This window comes from Pseudomonas sp. GW823-FHT02C02 (assembly GCF_058797635.1).
In genome coordinates this window covers 118,008-140,840 of record NZ_JBXAJV010000016.1, presented here as the reverse complement: position 1 = coordinate 140,840, position 22,833 = coordinate 118,008, and the positions used below count along the sequence as shown (strand labels likewise).

Sequence of the window (22,833 nt, the reverse complement as noted above, 5' to 3'; positions counted from 1 at the left end):
CAACCCCGATAGGAGAAACACCATGCAACAGTCCCACGCTTACAACGACACCAGTCTCGAGCTGACCGCCAAAATCCTCGACGCCAAAGCGCGCAAAAACCTGTCCTTCGCAGACATGGCCGAGGGCACCGGCCTGAGCCTGGCCTACGTCACCGCCGCCCTGCTCGGCCAACACCCGCTGCCAGAAAAAGCCGCCAAAGTGGTTGGCGAAAAACTGGACCTGGACGCCGACGCCGTGGCCCGCCTGCAAATCATCCCGCTGCGCGGCAGCCTCTCAGGCGTTCCAACCGACCCGACCATCTACCGTTTCCACGAGATGATCCAGATCTACGGCACCACGTTGAAAGCCCTGGTTCACGAACAATTCGGCGACGGCATCATCAGCGCGATCAACTTCAAGCTGGACATGAAGAAAGTCGAAGACCCGGAAGGCGGCCACCGCGCAGTCATCACCCTCGACGGCAAGTTCCTGCCCCTGCGTCCTTTCTAAGTTGAACCGGTCCGCACTCCGGTGCGGGCCAGACCCAACACCCCACACACTTTGTCAGCCACCACACTCGTCTGGAGGATGCCCCATGAAAAAAATGATGCTGGCTTTTTCGTTGATCGCGGGCGTATCGGCCCAGGTTCAAGCCCAGGACGCAGCCGTTGCCTATCAATACGGCATGAGCCTGGACATCGCCCACGTCGTGGCAATCACCCCGACCGCCGATGTCTGCGGCGTGGTCCCGGTGGAAATGACGTACCAGGATTCCAAAGGCACCACTCACATTCTGCAATTCAGCGAATTCGGAACCGGTTGCTCGAGCTGAGTAGCCCCTGTTCATCACTTATGAGGACGTCACCATGAAAGCGCTCATCGAAGGTTTTTTGAAGTTCCAGAACGAAGCGTTCCCGCAACGCACCGACCTGTTCAAACACCTGGCCACCACCCAGCATCCCGGCACGTTATTCATCACCTGTTCCGACAGCCGCGTGGTCCCCGAACTGCTGACCCAGCAAGAACCCGGAGAACTGTTTGTGATCCGCAACGCCGGCAACATCGTGCCCTCCTACAGCCCACACCCGGGTGGTGTCTCGGCCACGGTCGAATATGCAGTCGCAGTGCTCGGCGTGACTGACATTGTGATCTGTGGCCACTCGGATTGCGGCGCCATGACCGCCATCGCCAAGTGCACATGCATGGATCACCTGCCCGCCGTCAGTGGCTGGTTGCAACACGCTGCATCCGCCAAGGTCATCAACGAATCCCGCCCTCACGCCGATGACGCGGCGAAGGTGAGTTCGATGGTCCGGGAGAACGTCATCGCGCAACTGGCCAACATCCAGACGCATCCGAGCGTGCGCCTGGCCCAGGAAAAAGGTCAGTTGAACCTGCATGGCTGGGTCTACGACATCGAGACCGGTTCGATCGATGCCCTGGAGGCCGGCAGTCGCCGCTTTGTGTCACTGGCCGAACACCCGACCACGTGCGCCGTGTATGGCAAAGCCGTCGAAGCTGCTTGATGGGATGGGTGGCAGAACCTGGAAGGTCGAGCGCGACGAATGCGCTCGACTAAAGCGGTTCCCTGGATGTACGAGGCAAATGAAGGGCGTGCCGGATCAAGGCACTTGCGGCGTTTCATACCACTGGCGAGACGGTGTTGGAAAACGCATTTTCTGCCGGATATCCGCCGCATTTGCAGCACTGGTCAGTTGTTCCAGCAGCACGAAGGCGACTTCCGTTGCCGTGCCGGGGCCGCTTGACGTGATGATGCGGCCATCCACCACCACAGGCCAGTCGACGAAACGGGCGCCGGTTTCAACCAGCTGGTTTTTGCGCTTGCCACCGACCTGGTGATAGGTCGTGGCATCTTTGTCTTTCAGCACCCCGGCAACGCCCAGGCACACCGACGACACGCAGACACTGGCGACGGTTTTACCGGCCGCGACAAAGTGCCGGATGACCGCCAGAAACGGCTCACTCAAGGCCTCTTCGTAGAAGCCCGAGGGTTCGAAACCACCGGGCAATGCCAACGCGTCGAAGCTGTCGAGATCCACCTCGCTCAATAAATGAGCCGGATTGAACGATAACCCGAAGGTCGTCACGATATTCCGTCGGAGGCCGGCGTTGATCAATTCCACGGGTTGGTCGCCAAGCAGATTGGCCCAACCGAGCACATCGGTGAACGCCGCCATTTCCAGTGGCTCGACACCGTTGGCCAACAACATGAGGACACGTTTCATCGGGTATACCTCTCTGGGGAACGGCCAATCATCCGCCTTTGCTTCCAGCGAGAGAACACCCAAAAAACGCAATCCATTGTTGTTCGAGCTGAAATGCCCACACCAAGGCGCTCCCGGTTCACGGGAGCGCTGCACTCACAAGGTCGCCCTGATCAGTGATCGTCTTTTGCTGACGATGATGGCCGACGCTCGGCGGTTTCTTCGGCGTTGGGGGGAACCGGATTACTGCCTGGCGTGAACACGTGGGTCCGCAAATCCCTGGCATCGATTTCGACGACGCCCGGCACCGAACGGGCCAGAGCAACAGCCTGCTCACACTGTTTATGGGTGTTGACCCGACCGCTCAACGCCACCGTACCCGCAAGGGTTTTGACATGGATCTGCAGGCCGAGGCTGGGTTCGGCCAACGCCAGGGCCGACTTCACCCGGCCGGTGATCCATGTGTCGTGCACGACCGTTTCCAGATCGTGGGAGTAATGCCGAAAAGAATGAAGTTTCATGACGCAGCCCTCACTCAAGACACAGACGCAAACACACCTTAATTATAGTGCGATCGTTGCCTGTGCCAGGAATGTCAGCGTTTGACCGACAGATCGGTCTGGGTCATGCGACTGCGAATAGTGAACACCCCGTCTCCCGAAAGAATCGCACTGCGGGCAAACAGGCGACCGCTCTCCCAGTTCGAAAGCCCCAGTTCCGGCTTGTTCAGCGCATATTGGCCGTCGACCCAGCGGGTAATTCCGTTGCCCACAAACGGCGCGTTGACCGCGTTGTAGAAACGCTCATGTGCGGCCCCGTCTTCGCTGATCAGCGACACGGTGAACTGCGGGCTGTAGCGATTGAACAAGGCGATGGCGCTGTCCAGGTCATCGACGATCTTCAGGCCGACTTCCGGCGTCTCTTCCCATTCCCACTCGCGGCCCAACTGCTCCTCGGGCAACGGTTCGGCCAGTGCCTCGGTCTGGTAGCCTTCGGCGCGATACACCTCAACGCTGCCGGTTTGCCATTCAGTCGGCAACCACGACTCGCTGCCTTCAACGATGTGCAGCTTGCAACCCTGGCCCCGGGCGGTGCCCGCCTGCTGGAGGGCGTCGAGAAACAACGGCACCAGCTCAGCGGCGCGGTCGCGCTGGATCAGGCAGACGTTCAAGGTGTTGCAGACTTTGCGGTCCAGTGAATTGCGTACCACGGCGGCAAAGCGCTGGGCATCAGCGTCTTTGTCAGCGATCAGCCAGGCGCCACCAGTGCCGTGCAGACTGACAGCGGTGCCGGCCTGTTGGGCGATGCTGCCCAGTTGGCTGACCGCCCGCCCCGAACCCCGGGCCACGGCCAGCGACAAACGACGGTCGGCGAACATCGCCCAACCGGCGGCGTGATTGACGCTTTCCACCAAGGACACCGCGCCGTTCGGCAAACCGGCGTCGCTGAGTGCCGGGTTCAATGCGTGAGTGACGATGGCCTGAGCGGTGCCCAACGCATCGCTGCCAATGCGCAGCACGGCGGTGTTGCCGGTGCGCAACACACCGGCGGCGTCGGCGAACACATTCGGCCGGCCTTCGAACACAAACGCGACGATGCCCAGCGGCGACACCACTTGCTCGACCTTCCAGCCGTCGTGCTCGACGCAACTGATGACCTTGCCGCGAGTCGCCGACGCATCGCGCCAGGCCCGCAGGCCGGCGATCATGTCGCGGCGCATGCGTTCATCGGCGAGCAGTCGCGTGGTGGAACGCCCGCGGGCCTTGGCGCGTTCGATGTCGGCCAGGTTGGCGGCCTCGATCAAGGCCCAGCACTCGGGGGTTTCCAGGCGTTGGGCAAACAGATCGAAGAACGCACTGATCGCCTGATCCGGGACGCTGGACAGCGCACCGAACGCCGCTTCGGCGCGCTCGATGGCGACGGCGGCCGCTTGCTGGTCAACCACCGGGATCAGCAACAACTCGCCACTGACCTGCTCGACCAGCAAATGGTCCCCGGGCTGAAAGCGCGCGGCCAGTTCGGGGCTGACGACAGTGACACGATTACCGGCAAAAGGGATCGGCGTGCCAGCGACTAGACGTTCGAGCGCAAGAGACATGAAGCGGTTTCACCATGCAGTGGGCGGCTGGAAAATGTATAGGAAAATCCAGGGAGCGTCATTAACCGCTCAGGCCCGAATGCCTCAGAACACCGACCAGCCAATTCGCTGGCTCAACAATTCCAGCGCCGCCATGCCGGCCAGCGAGTTGCCGGCGGCATTCAGTTCCGGTGACCAGACGCACACCGTGAACTGCCCCGGCACCACCGCGACGATTCCCCCGCCCACACCGCTTTTGCCCGGCAAGCCGACGCGGTAGGCGAAGTTGCCGGCTTCGTCGTACAGCCCGCTGGTGGCCATGATCGAGTTGACCTGCTGGGTCTGGCGCGCGGTAAGGATCTGTTCGCCGCTGTGTTTGCAGAACCCGTCGTTGGCCAGGAAGCAGAACGCCCGGGCCAGGTCCACGCAATTCATGCGCACCGCGCAATGGCTGAAATAGCTACGCAACACGGCCTCGACGTCGTTGTGAAAATTGCCGAACGACTGCATCAGGTAGGCCATGGCCGCGTTGCGCGCGCGGTGCTGGTATTCGGATTCGGCGACCTTGCCGTCCACCATCACCTGCGGATTGCCGGACAAGCGACGGACGAAGTCGCGCATCGACAACGCTGGCGCGGCAAAACGTGACTGGTTGATGTCGCAGATCACCAGTGCACCGGCATTGATAAAGGGATTGCGTGGGCGGCCGCGCTCGAATTCCAGCTGCACCAGCGAGTTGAACGGCTGCCCGGAAGGCTCGTGACCGAGGCGTTCCCAGATCGCCTCGCCGGAGTGATCGATGGCCTGCACCAGGCTGAACACCTTGGAAATACTCTGCACCGAAAACGGTGTATCGGCATCGCCCGCGCAATACAGCTCGCCATCGTTGCCATACACGGCAATGCCCAACTGATTGGCCGGCACCGTGCCGAGGGCGGGAATGTAGTCAGCCACCTTGCCCTGACCGATCAGCGGCCGGACGGCGTCAAGGATCTCGTTCAACAGCGCTTGCATGCCGGGTTCCGAAGTCACGCCCCGTGGGATTGCGGGGACACGGAGGCTAGACGCTGTTGGTGAGCGCCGGATCACAGATGACCCGACCACAATCTCAACATCCCCCATCCCCCCTGTAGGAGCGCGCTTGCTCGCGATAGCTGCCTGTCAGTCGACATTGATGGTGTCTGACACACCGCTATCGTGAGCAGGCTCGCTCCCACAGGGGGTTTGCACAGGCTCAAGGTGTCGGGGCCGTGTATCGGAGTGTGTACAGACGCCCTTGTGACACACCCCATCCATAAAACCCCGCACCAAAGACACATCGCAGATACACCCGCTTGATGAACTGTGCGTGTCGATTGGCCAAGCCGATCAAAGCGCTCAACTCACTCAACGCTACGGAGTATCACCATGTTCAAGCTCTCGACTTCTTCCCTGACCCTCGGCCTGATCATCGCCGGTGGCCTGGCCCTGTCCAATGCGGCTTCGGCTTCCGAATCCGAAGCGTTCAGCATGAAACAACTGGCCCACGGCTACAGCCAAGCCCAGGCCGATACCGCGGAAAAACCGGCTGAAGGCAAGTGCGGCGAGGGTAAGTGCGGCGCCAGCGAGTAACCCGATTACGCGGGGCAACCGCTGCCCCGCCTTCCTGACTGAACGGAGATCACGCTCATGACCACCTCACTTTCATCGGCCGTGAAAGGCCTGCACCTAAACCTTGATCGTGCCGGCAGCTGGCTCGCGCCTTTGACGCTGCGGCTGTTCATTGCCTGGGAATTCTTCGAGTCGGGCCTGGAAAAATGGAACGGCGAGAACTGGTTCGCCGACATCCAGGACGCCTTCCCGTTTCCGTTCAACCACGTGCCGGCCACGCTGAACTGGGAACTGTCGATGTGGGCGGAGCTGATTTGCGCCCTGGCCATCCTGGTCGGCTTCGGGACGCGGGTGTCGGCCATCATTCTGATCGTTGTCACGATTGTCGCGACCGCTGCCGTTCACTGGCCGGCCGATTGGTCTACATTGAGTGAGCTTGCCCAGGGTTACGCCATCAGCAACAAGGGTCACGGCAACTTCAAGCTGCCGCTGATCTACCTCGCCGCCATGATGCCGTTGTTGCTCTCGGGTGCCGGCAAGCTCAGCCTGGATGCACTGTTGGCTCGATTCTTCTGGCGTCGCCATAACCGTTGACCGACCAGAGTCTCGGGCGCGTCCTCCACTCCCTTGAAAACGGAGCAATCGCCATGAGCCTCACTCTCTACGGTTTTGACGGCAGTACCTATGTGCGCACAGTGAAAATGCTGCTTGCGGAAAAAGACGCGGACTTCGACCAGGTGCAGGTCAATGTGATCAAAGGCGAGCCGCATCTGCCGGAACATTTGGTGCGGCACCCTTTCGGCAAAGTGCCCGTCATCGACCATGACGGCTTCCGGGTCATCGAAACCGGCGCGATCATCGCCTACCTGGACGAAGTCCTGCCCGGGCCGTCCATCACACCGGATAACGCCCACGACCGCGCTCGCACTCACATGGCCCAAGGCATCTACGATGCCTATGGCTATGGCAACCTGGTGCAAGTGTTCGGCTACCATCTTTTTCCTGACTTCATTGGCGGTCAGAATGAAGAGGCGCGCCGCAAAGGGATCGAACATTCGAAACGGGTGTTGCGCGAGCTGATGAAAATAAAAGGCACCGATCCGTATATCGCCGGTCTTGAACCCAGTATCGGTGACTTTTACCTGGCACCGGGCTGCGCCTACATCGCGATGACGCCGGATGCGCCACAGGTGTTTTCGGTGGACGGTTTCGACGGATGGTGGAAACGTATGCAGTCTCTGCCAAGCTACAAGGCCACGCAGCCGAAATAAGCCTCAATCCCACTCACTTGCGTAGACAGGAGCCACCATGAGCGTAACCACCCAATGGATCGAGATCGACAGCGACGAAGGCACCTTCGGCGCTTACCTGGCGATTCCGCATACTCGCAAAGGTCCGGGGATCGTGCTGATCCAGGAGATCTTCGGCGTGAATGAACACATCCGCTCGGTCGCGGAGCAATACGCCGCCGATGGTTACCTGGTGATTGCGCCGGACCTGTTCTGGCGCAACGGCCACCGTATCGAACTGGGTTACGACGAAGCGGGCTGGAAACGCGCCGTCGAGCTGATGAACGCCACCGACATCGATAAGGCGCAGGACGACATCAAACTGGCCATCGAAGCGCTCGATGCGCAACCGGGCCTGGACGGCGGCATCGCTTCCATCGGTTATTGCTTCGGCGGCTTGCTGTCCTACCTCACCGCCACTAACGGCCTGGTGGATGTGGCCATCGCCTACTACGGTGGCGGCATCCAGAACCATCTGGACCGCGCCGATGAAATCGAGGTGCCGTTGCTGATGCACTTCGGTGAACAGGACAGCCACATTCCCCTGGAAGCGGTGGAGAAAATCGCCGAGCGTTTCGACAACAACGACAACGTGGAAATCGTCGTGTACCCGGAGGCCGAGCATGGCTTCAACTGCTCGCATCGCGACAGTTACAACCAGCGTGCGGCGGCTGAGGCCCATGGCAATACGTTGATCTTTTTGGGGCAGGAGTTGTAAAGACAAAATGTGAAAAAAAGGGACTTCCATTGCTTCGTGGAAGTCCCTTTTTTGTCTGCCACTGTGATGGCCTCTTCGCGGGCAAGCCTTGCTCCTACAGTTCATGCGCCCATTTTGATATGGCGCATGATCTGTACGCGAAGGGGGCGGAGCGGTCTCAAGCCAATCAGCGGTTGATCTCTTCCACAGCATCGATCACTGGCACCTGCGGATGAGCACCGCGCTCATGCATATGGGTCGTCGACGTGCGGTCGATCAGCAGGCTGAGTAACTCCGGGCGGCTATAGTGGCCGCGCGAATCCATCATGCGTTTGCGCTTGTCGATAAGGCCCATGTCGAGGTCGACGATCACGTCTCCCTCGCCTTCCTGCAGCGAGCCCAACACCACACCATCCGGGCTGATGATTGCCGTGAAGCAACCACCGGAAATCGGACCGATAGGGCAACCGGTGTCGGCCATGATTTGTGCCTGTTGCTCAGGGTTGAGCCAGGCTGTGGAGTTCACCACAAAGCACGCCGATTCGAGGGCATGCTGGCGAATGTTGACTTCCATTTGCGAGGCAAACAGCGGACCGGCAAACGACCCCGGGTACATCGAGGCATGAATCTGTTCGCCATCGGCCATCAAGGCGTAACGGGCCAGCGGGTTGTAATGTTCCCAGCACGCCAGTTGGCCGATGCGCCCTACCACGCTGTCGACAGCGCGCAGCCCGGAGCCATCGCCCATGCCCCAGATCATCCGCTCGTGATAAGTCGGGGAAATCTTGCGCCGGTGCTGGATCAGCGTGCCATCGGCATCGAACAGCAACTGCGCGTTGTACAGCGTGCCGCCGTCACGTTCGTTGACGCCGATGGACACGACCATGCCGGCCTGTTTGGCAGCGGCGCCGATGGCATCGGTGGCGTCCGAAGGGACCGTAACGGCCTGATCCAGCAGCTTGAGGTGCTCGGCGCCCATTTCGAACGGCGCCTGCACGAAAGAAAAGTACGGATAGTACGGCACGATGGTTTCCGGGAACACGGCGAACTGAACGCCTTGGTCACCGAGTTCAAGAATCTTCTGCACGACTTTATTGACGGTGCCTTCACGGCTGTAGAGCACTGGGCTGATTTGTACGGCGGCAGCTTTGACGAGGGTCATGGTGGTGATCTCACTGAGGGAAACGGCTTCAACGAGATCTAGATTACGGCAGTCATATTTTGTCTTAAATGTCGAATACACCACCTTTCAGGACATGATCCGATTGGCGCGCTGGATCACTTGCGGCGGCTGCCCGAACGCCCGGATAAACGCCCGACGCATACGCTCGCGATCACCAAAACCGGTGTCGCTGGCCACCACATCGATGGAGTGCCGACCGGTTTCCATCATCAGCCGGGCGGCTTCCACCCGCAGGTTTTCGATGGCTTTGGCCGGGGATTGACCGGTTTCGGCATGGAAAACCCGGCTGAACTGCCGTGGGCTGAGATTGGCTGCGCTGGCCAGCTCTTCGACCGACAGCGTTGATTTGAGGTTGTGTTTGGCATAGGTCAACGCGGCCTGGATGCGATCGGTCTTGGGCTCGAGTTCGAGCATCACCGAAAACTGCGACTGCCCTCCCGCACGACGGTGATAAACCACCAATTGCCGGGCCACCACACGTGCGACCTGGGCGCCCAGATCCTTTTCCACCAGCGCCAGTGCGAGGTCCACGCAAGCGCTCATGCCCGCTGCGGTCCAGATATTGCCGTCATTGATGAAGATGCAGTCTTCTTCGACCTTCACTTTCGGGTACGCCCGCTGCAAGGCCGACGCATGACACCAGTGAGTCGTGGCCCGCCGACCATCCAGTAAACCCGCCTCCGCCAGCACAATCGCGCCGGTGCAGATCGAGCCCAGGCGTCGGGTGGTCAGGCTGGCGTTGCGCAAAAACTTAACCATGCCCGGTGATGTCGGCCGGATCAGGTTGTCCCCCATCACCAGCAGCGTATCGAAGGAACGCTCGTCAAACGCGCGGGTTTCCACGCCAAAACCGGCCGACGTCATTACAGAGCCGCCCTGCTCCGACAGCAGCGCAATGCTGTACACCGGCTCGTCGGCCGCCATATTGGCCAACTCGAAGGTAGCGCACATGGCCAGGCCCAGCACCTGGAAACCGGGGTAAACGATGAGTCCGATGTTGTGCATGGCGGCTGTCCGATTACGTGGCATGACGTGTTTCAAGCCATCGTAGTAGAACCCTGCCTCCTTCGAAATGGAACCAGTCGTTGGTCAAATAAGGATATGGCCTGGACCTACTTCGCCGAACCATCATGCGGTTTATAAAACCGGAACATCCCGATTTCAGCGGTTTTGATGTACTCCTTGGCCCAGTCCGGTTTCACCGTGCGGTCATGAAAATACATCGCGCCACCGGTGCGATCCGGGAGCTGCTTGTTCAGCGCCTTGCGCGCGATTTCCTTGGCCAGGGCATATTGCGTCTCTTCCTGGACGGTGTCCGGGCGCCCGTCGCACCACCACGAAAACTGGCAGCTCTTGGTCTCTGAACCTTGCTTGACCACCGCACACACGGTGTCGGGGAAACCAGCGTGGCCGAGGCGGTTCATGACCACGTTGGCGACGGCGGCCATGTCGTCGGTGTCCTTGCCTTTGGCCTCCCAGTAGATGGAGCGGGCCATGCAGGTTATTGCATCGTCCAGCGGAGACTTGCCGGCAGGATCGACGGCCTGGACTTCGGATTGGGTGATCGCCTCGGATTTAGGCACCGGTACATCGGCGCTCTTGTCCGCGGCTTTTTGCTCAAGCACCTGAGCCTTGTCTTCAGCCACTTCTTTTTTTTGCTGCTGGTCGTCGGCAATAACCTGGCCTGCGACAAGGGTAACCACGAGAAACGCAACGGACCATTTGAAGGACATGATGGAGACACTCTGTTTGGCGTCGAGGGAAGCGCCCGTTTGGCGACTTGGCTTCAGTGTAGTAGCCAAATCATGTCAACCGCCGGACAACAAAGCGCAAAAAGGCATTGCGCGGCATGGGGTGGAATCGCGCATCATGGGCGCAGTCAATTCAAGGGAGATTTCCATGCGCGTCCTGTCATCCGCTCTGCGTTTTGCCGTGTTGCCACTGGGGTTGGTGTTCGCCGCCACTGCTGTGGCCAGCGAAGAAACGCAATTGGTCGAGTCGATCAACGTTTACCGCAGCCAGGTACAGCGTTGCGCCGGTCAGGCGTCATCGGTGTTGCCGCCGCTGACGAGCGATTCGCGCCTGAACCTGTCACCCAGCGGAGCTGTCGACTTGCAGCAGGCCATGGCTCAAGCGTCGTACCCGATGACCAACGTGCAAGCGATTATGTTGTCCGGACCGCGTGATGCACAGTCCGCCATGACGGCGATCAAGGAGAGCTTCTGCCAGGTCGTGCTGAACCCGCAATTCATCGACGTGGGTGTCAGCCACCAGGGTCGCGACTGGCGCATTGTGCTCGCGCGACCGCAATTGACCGCGCGCATGGGTGACGCCGCGGCTGAGGGCCAGAAGTTGCTGGGCTTGCTCAATACCGCCCGCGCCCAGCCGCGCCAGTGCGGCGGCCAACCGTTTGCCGCGACCACGCCGCTGGCCTGGAATGCGACGTTGGCGGCCGCGGCCGAAGCGCATACCCGGGCCATGGCGAATAACAATTTCTTCGACCACAAGGACCAGGACGGTCGCACACCGGGGGATCGCGCTGAACTGGCGGGATACACCTATCAGGAAATCGGCGAGAACATCGCTGCCGGGCAAGACACCCCGCGCAAGGTCGTCGATGGCTGGCTGGCCAGCCCCGGGCATTGCGCCAACCTGATGAACCCACAGTTCCGCGAACTGGGCGCGGCCTATGCGGTTGATCCAAAGAGTGACGCCGGGATTTACTGGACAGCCATGTTTGGTACGCAATAAAGGCGATGGTCAGAGCGGTGGTTCACCGCTCTCACAACGTGTGCTGGCGGTTACCGATGTCTTTGGCTTTTTCAACTGCCCAGGCCAAAGCATCCTCCATGTCCAACAGATGCGGACGCGGGTCATTGTCCTCTTTTATGACCGAGCCATCCGGCCGGTAAACACCGATGAACATCTTCAGGGAGCCGTCCCTCAATATCTCGGCTTTCACGTCGATCCTGCATCCGTTGGATAGCGTTTCCTTGTGTTCCTCATGGCGTTCAGTCATCGCTGTCTCCCTCTCGTGGTGAATGGATCGGGCCAGAGCATTGGACGCGCAAGCCCTGGCTTCGGGGCTCGCGCCGTCATTCTTTCTGAGCGTAGTAGAAGATCGGCCGGGTCAGGACTGGACACTGATACAAGGTATTAACGCCGACAAACCTCACAGGACAGCGGCGTAATGCCACCTATACTCCATGCCACCAACCCCGTCCGGGGCCTGCACTACCAACAATAAAAAGCAGAGGTGGAACATGGTCTGGCAGCAAATCTACGATCCCTTTGGTAACCCGGTGCTTTCAACCATCATGGCGGCGGTGCCGGTGGTGGTGATGCTGGCATCCCTGGCGTTTTTCCATATCAAGGCACATCTGGCAGCCTTGCTGGCCCTTGGCTCGGCGCTGTTGATTGCCATTTTTGCCTTCGGCATGCCCGCGGACATGGCCGGCTCGGCGGCACTCTACGGCGCCGCCAACGGCCTGCTGCCGATTGGCTGGATTGTCCTCAACATCATCTTCCTGCACCGGCTGACCACCGAAAACGGCTCGTTCAAAGTGCTTCAGGATTCCCTTGCGCGCATCACCGACGATCGACGCCTGCAACTGCTGCTGATCGCCTTCTGCTTCGGCGCCTTCTTTGAAGGGGCTGCCGGGTTCGGCACGCCGGTGGCGGTGACCGGGGCGATTCTGATCGGCTTGGGCTTCTCGCCGCTGGCCGCCTCAGGCCTGGCGCTGATCGCCAACACCGCGCCCGTGGCGTTTGGTGCACTGGGCACGCCCATCATCACCTTGGCCAAGGTCACCGGCCTGGATGAAATGGAGCTGTCGATGATGGTCGGCCGGCAGTTGCCGTTCTTCTCGGTGCTCGTGCCGTTCTGGTTGATCTGGGCCTTTGCCGGCTGGCGCAAAATGCTGGAAATCTGGCCGGCCATTCTGGTAGCCGGGGTCAGTTTCGCCGTGCCGCAGTTTCTGGTGTCCAACTACCACGGGCCGATGCTGGTGGACGTGATCGCCGCGCTGATATCCATGGCCTGCCTGACCGGTTTCCTCAAGGTCTGGAAACCGGCCACGATCCACACCTCGGCGGCCCTGTCCGGGCGCGTCGACAACTCGAAGATCGACGAGGAACATCAGCAAAAACCCGAGGCCAGCGGGACCTTCGCCAGCGATGCCAAACCGGCGGTGATGCGCGCCTGGATGCCGTGGATCATCCTCACCGTGTTTGTGTTCGCCTGGGGCACCCAGGGCTTCAAGAACATGTTCGATACCCGTCCGGCAATCGATCCGGCCACCAATTCGGCCAAGCTCGACCCTCAGGGCAAACCGATGCGCGAAGCCAACCCGATCTTCGCCCCGATCGTGACCTTCACCACCATTCACCAGCAAATCGAAAAGGTGCCGCCCGTGGTGCCCGCGGCAAAAACCGAGGAAGCGGTCTACAAATTCACCTGGTTCACCAGCACCGGCAGCGGCATCCTCCTGGCGGCCATCGTCGGCGGCCTGCTGATGGGTTATTCCATCCCGCAACTGGCCCGCCAATACCTGCGAACGCTGTGGGTGGTGCGTTACTCACTCATCACCATCGTGGCCATGCTTGCGCTCGGTTTCCTCACGCGCTACTCGGGCCTCGACGCCACCATGGGCCTGGCCTTCGCCGCGACCGGCATCTTCTACCCCATGTTCGGCACCCTCCTGGGCTGGCTCGGCGTGGCGTTGACCGGCTCCGACACCGCCTCCAACGTGCTGTTCGGCGGCTTGCAACGAGTGACCGCCGAGCAACTGGGCATCAGCCCGGTGCTGATGGCCGCAGCCAACAGTTCCGGTGGGGTCATGGGCAAAATGGTCGACGCCCAGTCGATCGTGGTCGCGTCCACGGCGACTCGCTGGTACGGGCATGAAGGGGAGATTCTGCGATATGTGTTCTTCCACTCGATTGTGCTGGCGATCTTGGTCGGTGGGTTGGTGACGTTGCAGGCTTATGTGGCGCCGTTCAGCAGTATGGTGGTGGGCGGACACTAGACGTCAAAAGGTCCCAGACCCGGGCGAGTCGCCCGGGTCAGGGCTTGAAAACGCGCGGATCAAGTCAGACGGCCGCCCGACATCAACCCCTCGGTCAGCAACGACACCAACGGCTGCACCAGATGCTGAGTCCGAACATCATCACCAATCACCGCCACCTCGGTGCTGGGTAAAGTCGGCAACTTCTGCGACGGTTCCAGTATGCGCATCCCTTCCTGCAAAAATGACGTTCCCAACGCCGTAATCCCCAACCCCCCCGCAACCGCCGCCTGCACCCCCATCAAATTGCTGGCCAGGCACGCGGATGCCCATTCCCGCCCGACCGTGGCCAGGGCTTCGATCATAATGGCGCGGTACGCACAGGGCGGTCGCATCATCACCAACCGCACCGGTTTCGACGATTCGATTTGGTAATCTTTCGCGGCAATCCACACCAGCGGCTCACGCCAGATGACTCGGCCTCGCGTGGTGCCGGAGCTGAATTTTCGCTTGGAAATAACCACGTCCAGTAGCCCGGCTTCGTAGTCGGTGAGCAGGTCGTCGCTCAAGCCTGTGGTGAGTTCGAGTTGAATGTCTGGATACAACTGGGTGAAGCGCGACAGCAGCTTGGGCAGCTGGGTCGGCACGAGGTTTTCCGAGATCCCCAAGCGCAGCAGGGTGACGGTCGCCGGCGCCTTGATGTCCCGCATGAAGGTGTCGAAATGCACCATCATTCGGCGTGCGCCTGCCAGCAGTCGCTCGCCGTCCGGGGTCAGGGTCAGGGCGCGGCTGGTGCGTTCGAAGACACGAAAACCAAGCACCTCCTCCAGCCGGATGATCTTCTGGCTCACTGCCGATTGCGACCGCGCGATCACCTCGGCAGCAGCAGTGAAACTGCCGGTCTCCGCCACGGCGATAAACGCCCGAAGCAGGTCGATCTCAAGGTCGCTGGCTTGCATGATGGATTCGCCTTTCTACTGGATGCCATTAAATTTATGCGCTTGTGTTCTAGATAGCAATTGCCGAACATCGTACTCAAACCAATACGAGGCGTTCGAAAATGGCAGTCAATAAAGCAGTAGATATTGTTGAAAGTTTCTGGCGCGAAGTCTGGCAAGCCAAGGACCCGCAAGCCGCAGCGCGCTTTGTAGCCGAAGACTTTGTGATCACGTCTGGCGGTATGGATATCGTCGGCCGCGAAGCCTTTATTCAATGGATCGGTGTCTTTCTGTCGAAGATCGAAGACTTCGAATTCAGCAGTATCGAGACGTTTCAGAACGCCGAAGGCACTCGCGTTGCTTCCCGCTGGAAACTGGCCGGAAAGAACCAGGGCTTTATTGGTGGCCGCACGTGTAACAGCCCCTTTGAAATGCTCGGCACTGCGGTCTGGGAAGTTCGACCGGACGGGCTGCTGGCGCATAACTGGGTTGAGCGTAATTCGCTGGAAGTTCATCGCGATTTGATCGGGCTCTGAACTTCAACGTTTCAAGTTGCCAACTGCAGAGTTTCAGCTCCCTTTGTTTGCGTCCACGCAACGCGCTCGGAGGGAGCACCCTGGTTGAATTGAAAATGACATCGACGACGTTATTCATCTTGCTTCTACAGATCCTCACGCCCCCACACGGTGCGCGACCACCTGAAGTGGTGATGGACATCCGAAGTCATCTTTATTGGGCGGCGCTGCAACTTACGACATAAAACCACATGCGTATTTATTCACATGTGAGGTGAGCCTATGGGGAATTTCGCATAGAGCGCTGTATCTCCAGAATGACCCGAGCCTGCCAGACGGCAGACGTTGCTCACACTCATCATCACGACAGGAAGCACATCATGAACATTCGAACATTACTGGCTACAACTACGCTAACCATTGCCGCGTTCACCGGTTACGCCCAGGCGGACACGCCCGACGTACCCGCCAAGCCTTATCACTACGGCATGCCGATACACGTGGCCAAGGTCATTTCCCTTGAGGAGCCTCGCTCCGCCAATTGCGAAGTGGTCAACGCCAAACTCACGTATCTGGACGACTCCGGGAATGTCGAGGCTTTCACCTACTTCAAAATGGCCCAAGCCTGCGAAGAGCAGAACTGAATGAGGGGCTGTAAAACAAAAGCCGCATTGAACGGCAAAGCAAATGACCCGCTGGTGCATCGCATCAGCGGGTCTTTTTTACATTGGCGTTAAGACATACTAAAAACCGCAAAATCAGCACACCGTGAAAGATACACTTTAACAATGGTCCCATGGCAAATCACAGTCCGCCAACAGCATTGCAGGCGTACTTGGGATTGAGCCAATATCTTTCTCCTTGTCATGTGACACTCCGAGCATCTCCGAATATTCCGAAATATTATAATTACCGCCATCATTTTTCGGCGCCATATCAGTCGAGGATGAGAGCCCCTCCATGCTGAGTTGCGTCGTCAAAGCGAAGGCAGCTACAAGTGAAAAGCCAGCAAACGAGGATTTTGTAGATAACATATTAATTGCTCCACTAGCACATTTAGGAAGCTCGATGGTGTGCCCGCGAGAAGGGATATACACCTGTAGGATCTGACAGTTTTTAATAATTGTTCGAGATACCTTTTATTAAAAATTAGCCACTGGCTTGTCAGAACGCCGCATCGCCACGTGGGCTGCACAGCAGCCCCAAAAAAGGCACCACTGCACAGCCCACTAACCCAAGCAGACGGCACCTACTTGGGCAGATCAATCTTATCCAACACCCGGTTCGCGGTGATCTCCGCCACCATGATGCTATTGGAAATACCCAGCAGCGCGTAGCGAGACTCACCCTCCAGATGATCCACCAACTGGTGCACCATCACATCGACCGAGGCCAATGTCTCGACCAGATAAACCGCCAGTGTTTCGGCCGTGGCCTCCGGGTCTACGGAAAACAGCGTGCTACGTGTTCGCGGGGTGGCTTTGATGTCGGCATTCGACGGGAAGTGGAAGTCGAGAGCCCGCTCGGCGGCCTCGTTGAGCTTCTTTGAATCAGGTTCGTATGGGGAAACCGGATCGGTGTCCGGCGGGTTTGGTGTGACTTTGAACATGGTGAAACTCCTAGAGAAATGGAGCTGCCACCCTTCGCTGCGAAACGATAAAAAGGTGGCAACTGTACGCGGGTTCGCAGACCAGGACTCTAGGAACCCGGCAGACCGTAAGGCCTCCCACGCACAGCCGCCATGACATGAATGACAGACCTGAAGAAGCGTCTGCTCATGAGCGGTAGACGTTGTGCGTCTAGAGATTACCCGGGCTGCGAAACCCGATCACTGATGTGCAGTGACAGGACTCAAGTTACCGAGCGGCCCCAAGGCGCACAAGCCGGCGGATTCTGGCGCAGCCGTAGGCAACGGCGCAAGGTTTTGTAGCTTTCAGGACGTAACCTTGAGGGCGTTTAAACAAAGGCTCTGCGGCGATGTTTATTGACGTGATGCCAGCTTCCCACATCAGGTGAATCCTCAGTCAAGCCAGAACCTGTGGCGAGGGGATTTTTATCCCCGTTCGGCTGCGAAGCAGTCGCCAATCCAGACAACTCAGTCTGTTTGACCGGACACTGGGGCCGCTTCGCAGCCCAACGGGGATAAAAATCCCCTCACCACAGGTTTCTTGCTCGCCTGAAGATCGTCTTAATGAGCGGCATTGCCCCATCAGACAGCCTTATCTGCCAAGTCCTCGCGGATCTTGACCACCGATGGTTGCCCCACACCGAACACCAACCCCGAAGCAAACACCACCCCAAGAATCACGCCGCCCGCCCCCAGCAACTGCCACACATTGGGCAGCACACCGAGTATCGAGGACACCAGCATGGTGAACACAGGCGCCAGGTTGAAGAAGATCGACGTGCGCGCCGCACCGATCGCATGAATGCCTTTGAACCACAGCAAGTAGGCAATCAACGAACCACAGACCGCCAAGTAGAAAACCGCTCCATGCACAGACAACGAAGCCGTACTGATCGAGGCCATCGGGCTTTCATAGATGAAGCCCAACACGATCAGGCCAATGACACCGAACAGCATCGAAAACGTGGTGGTTTCCAGCGGTGTCGAGTCTTTGACGAAGCGTCGGGTGCCGACCATGTTGGCTGCCCAGGCGATGCTGCCGGCCAGAATGATCGCGTCGCCGGTCGCCACTTTCAGCCCGAGCAGCACCTGGATATCCCCGCGCGTGATCACCAGTCCCACGCCCAGCAATCCCAGCACCAGCCCGATGGCGCGGCCGCGATCAATGCGTTCGCCTTCCAGCAGCACCGCGAAGATCATGGTCCACAGCGGCGTGGTCGCCAGGATCAGCGCGCCGTTGATGGGCGTGGTGGTTTGCAGGCCGAAGAAGGTCGCGAGGTTGAACGCGGTAAAGCCCAGCAGGCCCAGACCGATAAACGCGGCAAGATTGTTTTTCAGCGTGGTGAGGCGCAACTTGCCCGCCAGGCCGAAAATCAGCAACAGCAACAGGGTAGAAATGGCAAAGCGCTCAATGGACGCGCTGATCGGTGCCATGCTCTTGATGATATAGGCACCGGCATTGAAGTTGGTGCCCCAGAAAAACGTGGCGCCGACGATGCCGGCATACGCGAGAGGCGTTGATTTGGACATGGCTGTTTCCTCGTCAAGTCGTGCGATGAACACGCCGCACACGGCGCGCTTCAGACCTGCTTGTCAGGTGTTGAAGAATTCTTGCAGGCTTGGCGGTGGGGCAAAATTCCCCATTTATTCACCCTTCATGTGAGAAAACGCCCATGTTCGATTGGGAGGATCTTCGCTACTTCATCGTCTTCGCCCACGAGCAGTCGTTGTCGGCGGCGGCGCGCAAGCTCAAGGTCGACCACGCCACCGTGGCGCGACGCATCAGCGCGCTGGAGAGTTCGCTGAACCTCAAGCTGGTGGACCGGCGCCCTCGTTCCTATGTCATCACCGAGGACGGCGAGCGAATTGCCCAGCTCGGGCGGCGCATGGAAAGCGAGTCCTTCGCGGTGCAACGCTCGGCGCTCGCCGGGCAGGAAAGCTTTACCGGCGAAGTCACCGTCAGTGCCCCGCCCGCCCTGGCCTGCGCGTTGATAGCGCCGCGAATCAAGGCGTTGCGCACCCTGCATCCGCAACTGTCTGTGCAGTTGATCGGCAGTCTCGACAGCGCTTCGTTGTCGCGGCGCGAAGCCGATATTGCCGTGCGCCTGAGCCGCCCCAAGGAGCCGGACCTGGTGGCGCGCAAGGTGGCGACGGTGCAGTTCAACCTGTACGGCTCGGCAGATTACTTGTCCAAGACCGCCCCGGAAGATCTGGCGTTCATCGCTTACGACCAGACCATGGAGCAAACCCCGCAACAGATCTGGCTCAAGCAACAAGCGGGGGATCGGCCGATCCTGCTACGCAGCAATGATCTCAACATCCAGGCAACCATTGCCCAGGCAGGCGCCGGCGTTGCGGCACTGCCGTACTTCCTTGGCGAGCACTATGGATTGCAAGCGATGGAGACCGTGGGCGCGGGGCTGGCGCGTGAAGTGTGGCTGGTGGTCCACAGCGACATCCGGCACACCCCGTCGGTGCAGGCGGTGATGAGTTTTCTGGTGTCCTGTTTCGAAAACTGAGTCAGTGCGCCAAACGCTGCTTTACTGATTCAGATCCTGAACCAACGGGAAGTGCCCCCATGGAACGTCTCACCGCCAAAGACTTCGCCCCGGAACTGCTGGAGCTCTACGACTACTACGCCCACGGCAAGATCAACCGGCGCGAGTTTCTTGATCGAGCAGCGCTGTTCACCCTGGGCGGTTTGACAGCCAGCGCCCTCCTCGCCTCCCTGAGCCCGAACTACGCGCTCGCCGAGCAGGTTGAATTCACCGACCCGGACATCCTCCCCGAGTACATTTCCTATCCATCACCCAAGGGCCACGGCAATGTCCGCGGCTATCTGGTGCGCCCGGCCAAAGCCACCGGCAAGGTGCCAGCGGTGTTGGTCGTGCATGAAAACCGTGGGCTCAACCCTTACATCGAGGACGTCGCCCGGCGCGTTGCCAAAGCGGGGTTTATTGCCCTCGCACCCGATGGCCTGAGTTCGGTGGGCGGCTATCCGGGCAACGATGAAAAAGGCAAAGAGTTACAAGCGACTGTCGATCCGGAAAAGCTGATGAATGACTTTTTCGCCGCCATTGACTGGTTGATGAAAAATGACAAGACCACGGGGAAGGTCGGCATCACCGGGTTCTGCTATGGCGGCGGCGTCTCCAATGCGGCGGCGGTGGCCTACCCGGAACTGGCGGCGGCCGTGCCCTTTTATGGCCGTCAGCCAAAGGCTGAGGATGTGCCGAAAATCAAGGCGCCGCTGCTGTTGCATTACGGCGAACTGGACAAGGGCATCAATGAAGGATGGCCGGCGTATGAGAAAGCGTTGAAAGCATCGGGCAAAACTTACGAGGCATTCATCTACGCAGGCTGCAATCACGGTTTTCATAACGATTCCACGCCTCGCTACGATGAAGCCGCCGCGAAGCTCGCTTGGGACAGGACCGTGGCCTGGTTCAACAAATACCTGGTTTAGGCTGCTGTTTGCAGGTGTGGGCTACACCGTTATCAATTGCTTCGATCTTTTAAATCATGAAGCCGAATTTCTTATTTTTCAGCGGCGAGTTCAGGATGGCGCCACTTCTGATTATTCGGGCGAAAGCTTCATGAACATCAATTTTGCGTTTGCGTGCTTGATCGTGGTGTCGTTTGCGATTGCCCTGGGGCATGGCTGATCGCTCAGGCGTGCGCTTGCACCACTTCGATTCCCAGCTTGCGATAGTCGTCGATGTCGCCTGACGCCACGTGACGCTCGGTAATCAGGGTGTGCAAACGTGAGCACGGCACGACGATGTACGGTTCCACCGCACCCAATTTGTCCGCCGTGGTGACGGCGATCACTTGAGAGGCACTGTCAAACAGCGCCTGCTTCACTGGCACCTCATCAAAATGCAGCGAGCTGATGCCGACCTCCGGATGAATCGCACAAACCCCGGTAAACAGCACGTCAGCCTTGATGCCTTGCAACAAGCGCACGGTCTCGTGACCGCTGACCGACATCGTCGCCAGGTTAAGTTGCCCACCCGCCAGAATCACCTTGATGCCTGGGTATTCCGCGAGGGTAATCGCGGTTAACGGCGATGTGGTGATGGCCGTGATGGAAATAGTCGAAGGCAAGGACCGGGCGATCTGCAGCGTGGTACTCCCCGAATCGAACATCACGATCTGACCATCCCGGACGTGTCGCGCGGCAAGTTGCGCGAGGTGCACTTTCACCTCGTCGGTTTCACCTACCCGAGTGAGGAAATCCTTGCCCGTATCCTTGGGCCGAGGCAGCGCGCCACCGTGCACGCGTTGCACCAGGCCGGCGCTGTGCAGCTCCGACAGGTCGCGGCGAATGGTGTCTTCCGAAACGGCGAAATGTTGGCTCAATTCCGAGGCCATGACCTTGCCGTCGCGCTCGAGGATCAGGAGGATTTTTTGCCGGCGCACGGAAGGAAGCTCGGTGGCCGAATGCTGATCTTGCATGTTTATGCCTGAGTTTGCGTGTTTGTGCGAGATTAGCCAAACCGTTGCGTAAACACAATCGCGGTTTTGTTTTCTGGCAAACTCCCCGGCGTCTCCCCCAGAGCAGTCAGCCCATGCCCTTCGCCCTTGTCTCAAACGGTTCACTCCTCACGCCTGAGCAGCCCGACGTAACCGTGCCCTGGTGGAGTTTCACCAAGACAGTTCTCGCCGCCGCAGCGTTGTCGCTGGTGCGTGATGGATTGATCGGTCTGGATGAGGGAGTGCCTGAAGGCCCGTTCACGTTGCGTCAACTGCTGCGGCATGAAGCCGGATTGGCGGATTACAGTGAACTCGCCGATTACCACACCGCCGTCGCGCGCCATGAGACACCGTGGTCAGCCGCCGAAATGCTGCAGCGTCTTGATGCGACCAGGTTACGTTATGCACCCGGAGACGGCTGGCGATACTCGAACGTCGGCTACTTGTTCATCGCCAGGCTCATTGTGCGCGTCACCGGGCTGAGACTTGAAGAAGCGCTGACGCAACGCGTGTTTGCCCCGCTCGGTTTATCGCGCATCCGCCTCGCCACGACCCGCGCCGATCTGGCGTACGTCAACATGGGAGCGGCTTCGACTTACGACCCTGGCTGGGTTTATCACGGTTTGCTGGTCGGCCCGCTTGTTGAAGCGGCCCTGTGTCTGGATCGTCTATTGGACGGGCATCTGTTGCCGCAATCACTGCTGCGGGAGATGCAAACGGTACGCACGCTGGGCGGACCGATCGCTGGGCGTCCCTGGGTTGCTCCGGGATACGGCCTCGGTCTGATGCAGGGCATGGTGGAAAGTGGCCTGACCTTGAGTGGTCACACGGGAGTCGGACCGGGCAGCATCATTGCGGTTTACCGCTGCATTGATGGAAACAGCACGGCGAGTTGCGCGGTTTTTGATGAAAGCGGCAACGAAGGGGCTGTGGAGGCAGAGGTCGTGCGCCACCTGATATGCGCGGCACTTGAATAAACCTGAAAATCACCTGACCGCCCATCCTCAAAAAAGGAGCGTTGAGACCTCGATGCGTCGAACTCACCAATATCCTGTGGCGAGGGAGCTTGCTCCCGCTGGGGTGCGAAGCGGCCCCAAAATCCGCAACCCGGATCATTCAGATAAACCGCGAGCACTGGATTTACGACGGCTGCGCAGCCGAACGGGAGCAAGCTCCCTCGCCACAGGTACAGAAGCGGTCACACCTCAATGTGTGGAATTCACAAGTAAG

Annotated in this window: 27 protein-coding genes; 14 read left to right on the top strand and 13 right to left on the bottom strand. The window is 59.4% G+C overall.

Going from position 1 to position 22,833, the window contains the following annotated elements:
* The first annotated feature begins 22 nt into the window (after nt 1–22).
* From cynS to AC1ROI_RS25435, 3 genes are all read left to right on the top strand, one after another.
* Nucleotides 23–490, top strand: a complete 468-nt coding sequence (gene cynS, locus AC1ROI_RS25445; protein ID WP_010459558.1) for a cyanase — start codon at nt 23–25, stop codon at nt 488–490.
* Between the two features lie 85 nt (nt 491–575).
* Nucleotides 576–812: a DUF2790 domain-containing protein gene (locus AC1ROI_RS25440; RefSeq protein WP_102595338.1), complete on the top strand. Its 237-nt coding sequence runs from the start codon at nt 576–578 to the stop codon at nt 810–812.
* 34 nt (nt 813–846) lie between these two features.
* Nucleotides 847–1,506: a carbonic anhydrase gene (locus AC1ROI_RS25435; protein ID WP_010459557.1), complete on the top strand. Its 660-nt coding sequence runs from the start codon at nt 847–849 to the stop codon at nt 1,504–1,506.
* Nucleotides 1,507–1,602: 96 nt separating this feature from the next.
* Here the strand turns inward: AC1ROI_RS25435 and AC1ROI_RS25430 are convergent, their stop codons facing one another.
* The 4 genes from AC1ROI_RS25430 to glsB form a co-directional block, all read right to left on the bottom strand.
* Nucleotides 1,603–2,226 carry a DJ-1/PfpI family protein gene (locus tag AC1ROI_RS25430; protein ID WP_010459555.1) on the bottom strand — a complete coding sequence of 208 codons (624 nt, stop codon included), beginning with the start codon at nt 2,224–2,226 and terminating at the stop codon, nt 1,603–1,605.
* A gap of 152 nt (nt 2,227–2,378) precedes the next feature.
* On the bottom strand, nt 2,379–2,726 hold the full coding sequence (locus AC1ROI_RS25425; RefSeq protein WP_077750141.1) for a BON domain-containing protein: 348 nt from the start codon (nt 2,724–2,726) through the stop codon (nt 2,379–2,381).
* A gap of 74 nt (nt 2,727–2,800) precedes the next feature.
* Nucleotides 2,801–4,303, bottom strand: coding sequence for an aldehyde dehydrogenase family protein (locus AC1ROI_RS25420; protein ID WP_102595339.1), 1,503 nt, complete (start codon nt 4,301–4,303; stop codon nt 2,801–2,803).
* Nucleotides 4,304–4,387: 84 nt separating this feature from the next.
* Nucleotides 4,388–5,296, bottom strand: a complete 909-nt coding sequence (glsB, locus tag AC1ROI_RS25415) for a glutaminase B (protein WP_010459549.1) — start codon at nt 5,294–5,296, stop codon at nt 4,388–4,390.
* A gap of 393 nt (nt 5,297–5,689) precedes the next feature.
* On the opposite strand from glsB, the gene AC1ROI_RS25410 reads away from it, so the two are divergent.
* The 4 genes from AC1ROI_RS25410 to AC1ROI_RS25395 are packed head-to-tail and all read left to right on the top strand — an operon-like array spanning nt 5,690 to nt 7,879.
* Entirely contained in the window at nt 5,690–5,893 is a 204-nt protein-coding gene (locus tag AC1ROI_RS25410; protein ID WP_010459547.1) for an HvfA family oxazolone/thioamide-modified RiPP metallophore, read from the top strand.
* Nucleotides 5,894–5,950: 57 nt separating this feature from the next.
* The gene (locus AC1ROI_RS25405; RefSeq protein WP_102595340.1) at nt 5,951–6,466 is read left to right on the top strand and encodes an HvfX family Cu-binding RiPP maturation protein; all 516 of its coding nucleotides are present in this window, start codon (nt 5,951–5,953) and stop codon (nt 6,464–6,466) included.
* 53 nt (nt 6,467–6,519) lie between these two features.
* Nucleotides 6,520–7,143, top strand: a complete 624-nt coding sequence (locus tag AC1ROI_RS25400) for a glutathione S-transferase family protein (protein WP_010459543.1) — start codon at nt 6,520–6,522, stop codon at nt 7,141–7,143.
* A 37-nt stretch (nt 7,144–7,180) separates the two neighbouring features.
* Complete coding sequence (locus AC1ROI_RS25395) at nt 7,181–7,879, top strand: dienelactone hydrolase family protein (protein WP_010459541.1); 699 nt, start codon at nt 7,181–7,183, stop codon at nt 7,877–7,879.
* Nucleotides 7,880–8,045: 166 nt separating this feature from the next.
* Here AC1ROI_RS25395 and AC1ROI_RS25390 read toward each other — a convergent pair whose 3' ends face one another.
* The 3 genes from AC1ROI_RS25390 to AC1ROI_RS25380 all read right to left on the bottom strand — a co-directional run bounded on the left by AC1ROI_RS25390 (nt 8,046) and on the right by AC1ROI_RS25380 (nt 10,774).
* Complete coding sequence (locus AC1ROI_RS25390) at nt 8,046–9,020, bottom strand: nitrilase-related carbon-nitrogen hydrolase (protein ID WP_102595341.1); 975 nt, start codon at nt 9,018–9,020, stop codon at nt 8,046–8,048.
* 87 nt (nt 9,021–9,107) lie between these two features.
* Nucleotides 9,108–10,046, bottom strand: coding sequence for a GlxA family transcriptional regulator (locus AC1ROI_RS25385; RefSeq protein WP_102595344.1), 939 nt, complete (start codon nt 10,044–10,046; stop codon nt 9,108–9,110).
* Between the two features lie 107 nt (nt 10,047–10,153).
* Nucleotides 10,154–10,774, bottom strand: coding sequence for a cell wall hydrolase (locus tag AC1ROI_RS25380; RefSeq protein ID WP_077750136.1), 621 nt, complete (start codon nt 10,772–10,774; stop codon nt 10,154–10,156).
* Nucleotides 10,775–10,940: 166 nt separating this feature from the next.
* On the opposite strand from AC1ROI_RS25380, the gene AC1ROI_RS25375 reads away from it, so the two are divergent.
* Nucleotides 10,941–11,792 (top strand): CAP domain-containing protein, encoded by an 852-nt coding sequence (locus AC1ROI_RS25375; RefSeq protein ID WP_010459535.1) that lies wholly within the window; start codon nt 10,941–10,943, stop codon nt 11,790–11,792.
* Nucleotides 11,793–11,823: 31 nt separating this feature from the next.
* On the opposite strand, the gene AC1ROI_RS25370 is transcribed toward AC1ROI_RS25375, so the two are convergent.
* Complete coding sequence (locus AC1ROI_RS25370; RefSeq protein ID WP_010459533.1) at nt 11,824–12,060, bottom strand: hypothetical protein; 237 nt, start codon at nt 12,058–12,060, stop codon at nt 11,824–11,826.
* 244 nt (nt 12,061–12,304) lie between these two features.
* Between AC1ROI_RS25370 and AC1ROI_RS25365 the strand changes: the two genes are divergently transcribed.
* The gene (locus tag AC1ROI_RS25365) at nt 12,305–14,068 is read left to right on the top strand and encodes an L-lactate permease (protein ID WP_102595342.1); all 1,764 of its coding nucleotides are present in this window, start codon (nt 12,305–12,307) and stop codon (nt 14,066–14,068) included.
* A 59-nt stretch (nt 14,069–14,127) separates the two neighbouring features.
* Here AC1ROI_RS25365 and AC1ROI_RS25360 read toward each other — a convergent pair whose 3' ends face one another.
* Entirely contained in the window at nt 14,128–15,006 is an 879-nt protein-coding gene (locus AC1ROI_RS25360) for a LysR substrate-binding domain-containing protein (protein WP_010459531.1), read from the bottom strand.
* A gap of 101 nt (nt 15,007–15,107) precedes the next feature.
* Here AC1ROI_RS25360 and AC1ROI_RS25355 point away from each other — a divergent pair, with 101 nt between their 5' ends.
* Nucleotides 15,108–15,521 carry an ester cyclase gene (locus tag AC1ROI_RS25355; RefSeq protein ID WP_102595576.1) on the top strand — a complete coding sequence of 138 codons (414 nt, stop codon included), beginning with the start codon at nt 15,108–15,110 and terminating at the stop codon, nt 15,519–15,521.
* A 359-nt stretch (nt 15,522–15,880) separates the two neighbouring features.
* Nucleotides 15,881–16,144 carry a DUF2790 domain-containing protein gene (locus AC1ROI_RS25350; protein ID WP_102595577.1) on the top strand — a complete coding sequence of 88 codons (264 nt, stop codon included), beginning with the start codon at nt 15,881–15,883 and terminating at the stop codon, nt 16,142–16,144.
* Nucleotides 16,145–16,282: 138 nt separating this feature from the next.
* On the opposite strand, the gene AC1ROI_RS25345 is transcribed toward AC1ROI_RS25350, so the two are convergent.
* The 3 genes from AC1ROI_RS25345 to AC1ROI_RS25335 all read right to left on the bottom strand — a co-directional run bounded on the left by AC1ROI_RS25345 (nt 16,283) and on the right by AC1ROI_RS25335 (nt 18,657).
* Nucleotides 16,283–16,534, bottom strand: coding sequence for a hypothetical protein (locus tag AC1ROI_RS25345; protein ID WP_146013441.1), 252 nt, complete (start codon nt 16,532–16,534; stop codon nt 16,283–16,285).
* 215 nt (nt 16,535–16,749) lie between these two features.
* Entirely contained in the window at nt 16,750–17,109 is a 360-nt protein-coding gene (locus AC1ROI_RS25340) for a DUF6124 family protein (protein ID WP_102595578.1), read from the bottom strand.
* Nucleotides 17,110–17,709: 600 nt separating this feature from the next.
* Entirely contained in the window at nt 17,710–18,657 is a 948-nt protein-coding gene (locus AC1ROI_RS25335; RefSeq protein ID WP_102595579.1) for a DMT family transporter, read from the bottom strand.
* 143 nt (nt 18,658–18,800) lie between these two features.
* Here AC1ROI_RS25335 and AC1ROI_RS25330 point away from each other — a divergent pair, with 143 nt between their 5' ends.
* Nucleotides 18,801–19,646 (top strand): LysR family transcriptional regulator, encoded by an 846-nt coding sequence (locus AC1ROI_RS25330; RefSeq protein WP_102595580.1) that lies wholly within the window; start codon nt 18,801–18,803, stop codon nt 19,644–19,646.
* A gap of 59 nt (nt 19,647–19,705) precedes the next feature.
* Complete coding sequence (yghX, locus tag AC1ROI_RS25325) at nt 19,706–20,593, top strand: YghX family hydrolase (protein ID WP_010459524.1); 888 nt, start codon at nt 19,706–19,708, stop codon at nt 20,591–20,593.
* Nucleotides 20,594–20,796: 203 nt separating this feature from the next.
* Here the strand turns inward: yghX and AC1ROI_RS25320 are convergent, their stop codons facing one another.
* Nucleotides 20,797–21,585, bottom strand: coding sequence for a DeoR/GlpR family DNA-binding transcription regulator (locus AC1ROI_RS25320; protein WP_010459523.1), 789 nt, complete (start codon nt 21,583–21,585; stop codon nt 20,797–20,799).
* A gap of 113 nt (nt 21,586–21,698) precedes the next feature.
* Between AC1ROI_RS25320 and AC1ROI_RS25315 the strand changes: the two genes are divergently transcribed.
* Nucleotides 21,699–22,580, top strand: a complete 882-nt coding sequence (locus AC1ROI_RS25315; RefSeq protein ID WP_102595581.1) for a serine hydrolase domain-containing protein — start codon at nt 21,699–21,701, stop codon at nt 22,578–22,580.
* Nucleotides 22,581–22,833 lie beyond the last annotated feature (253 nt).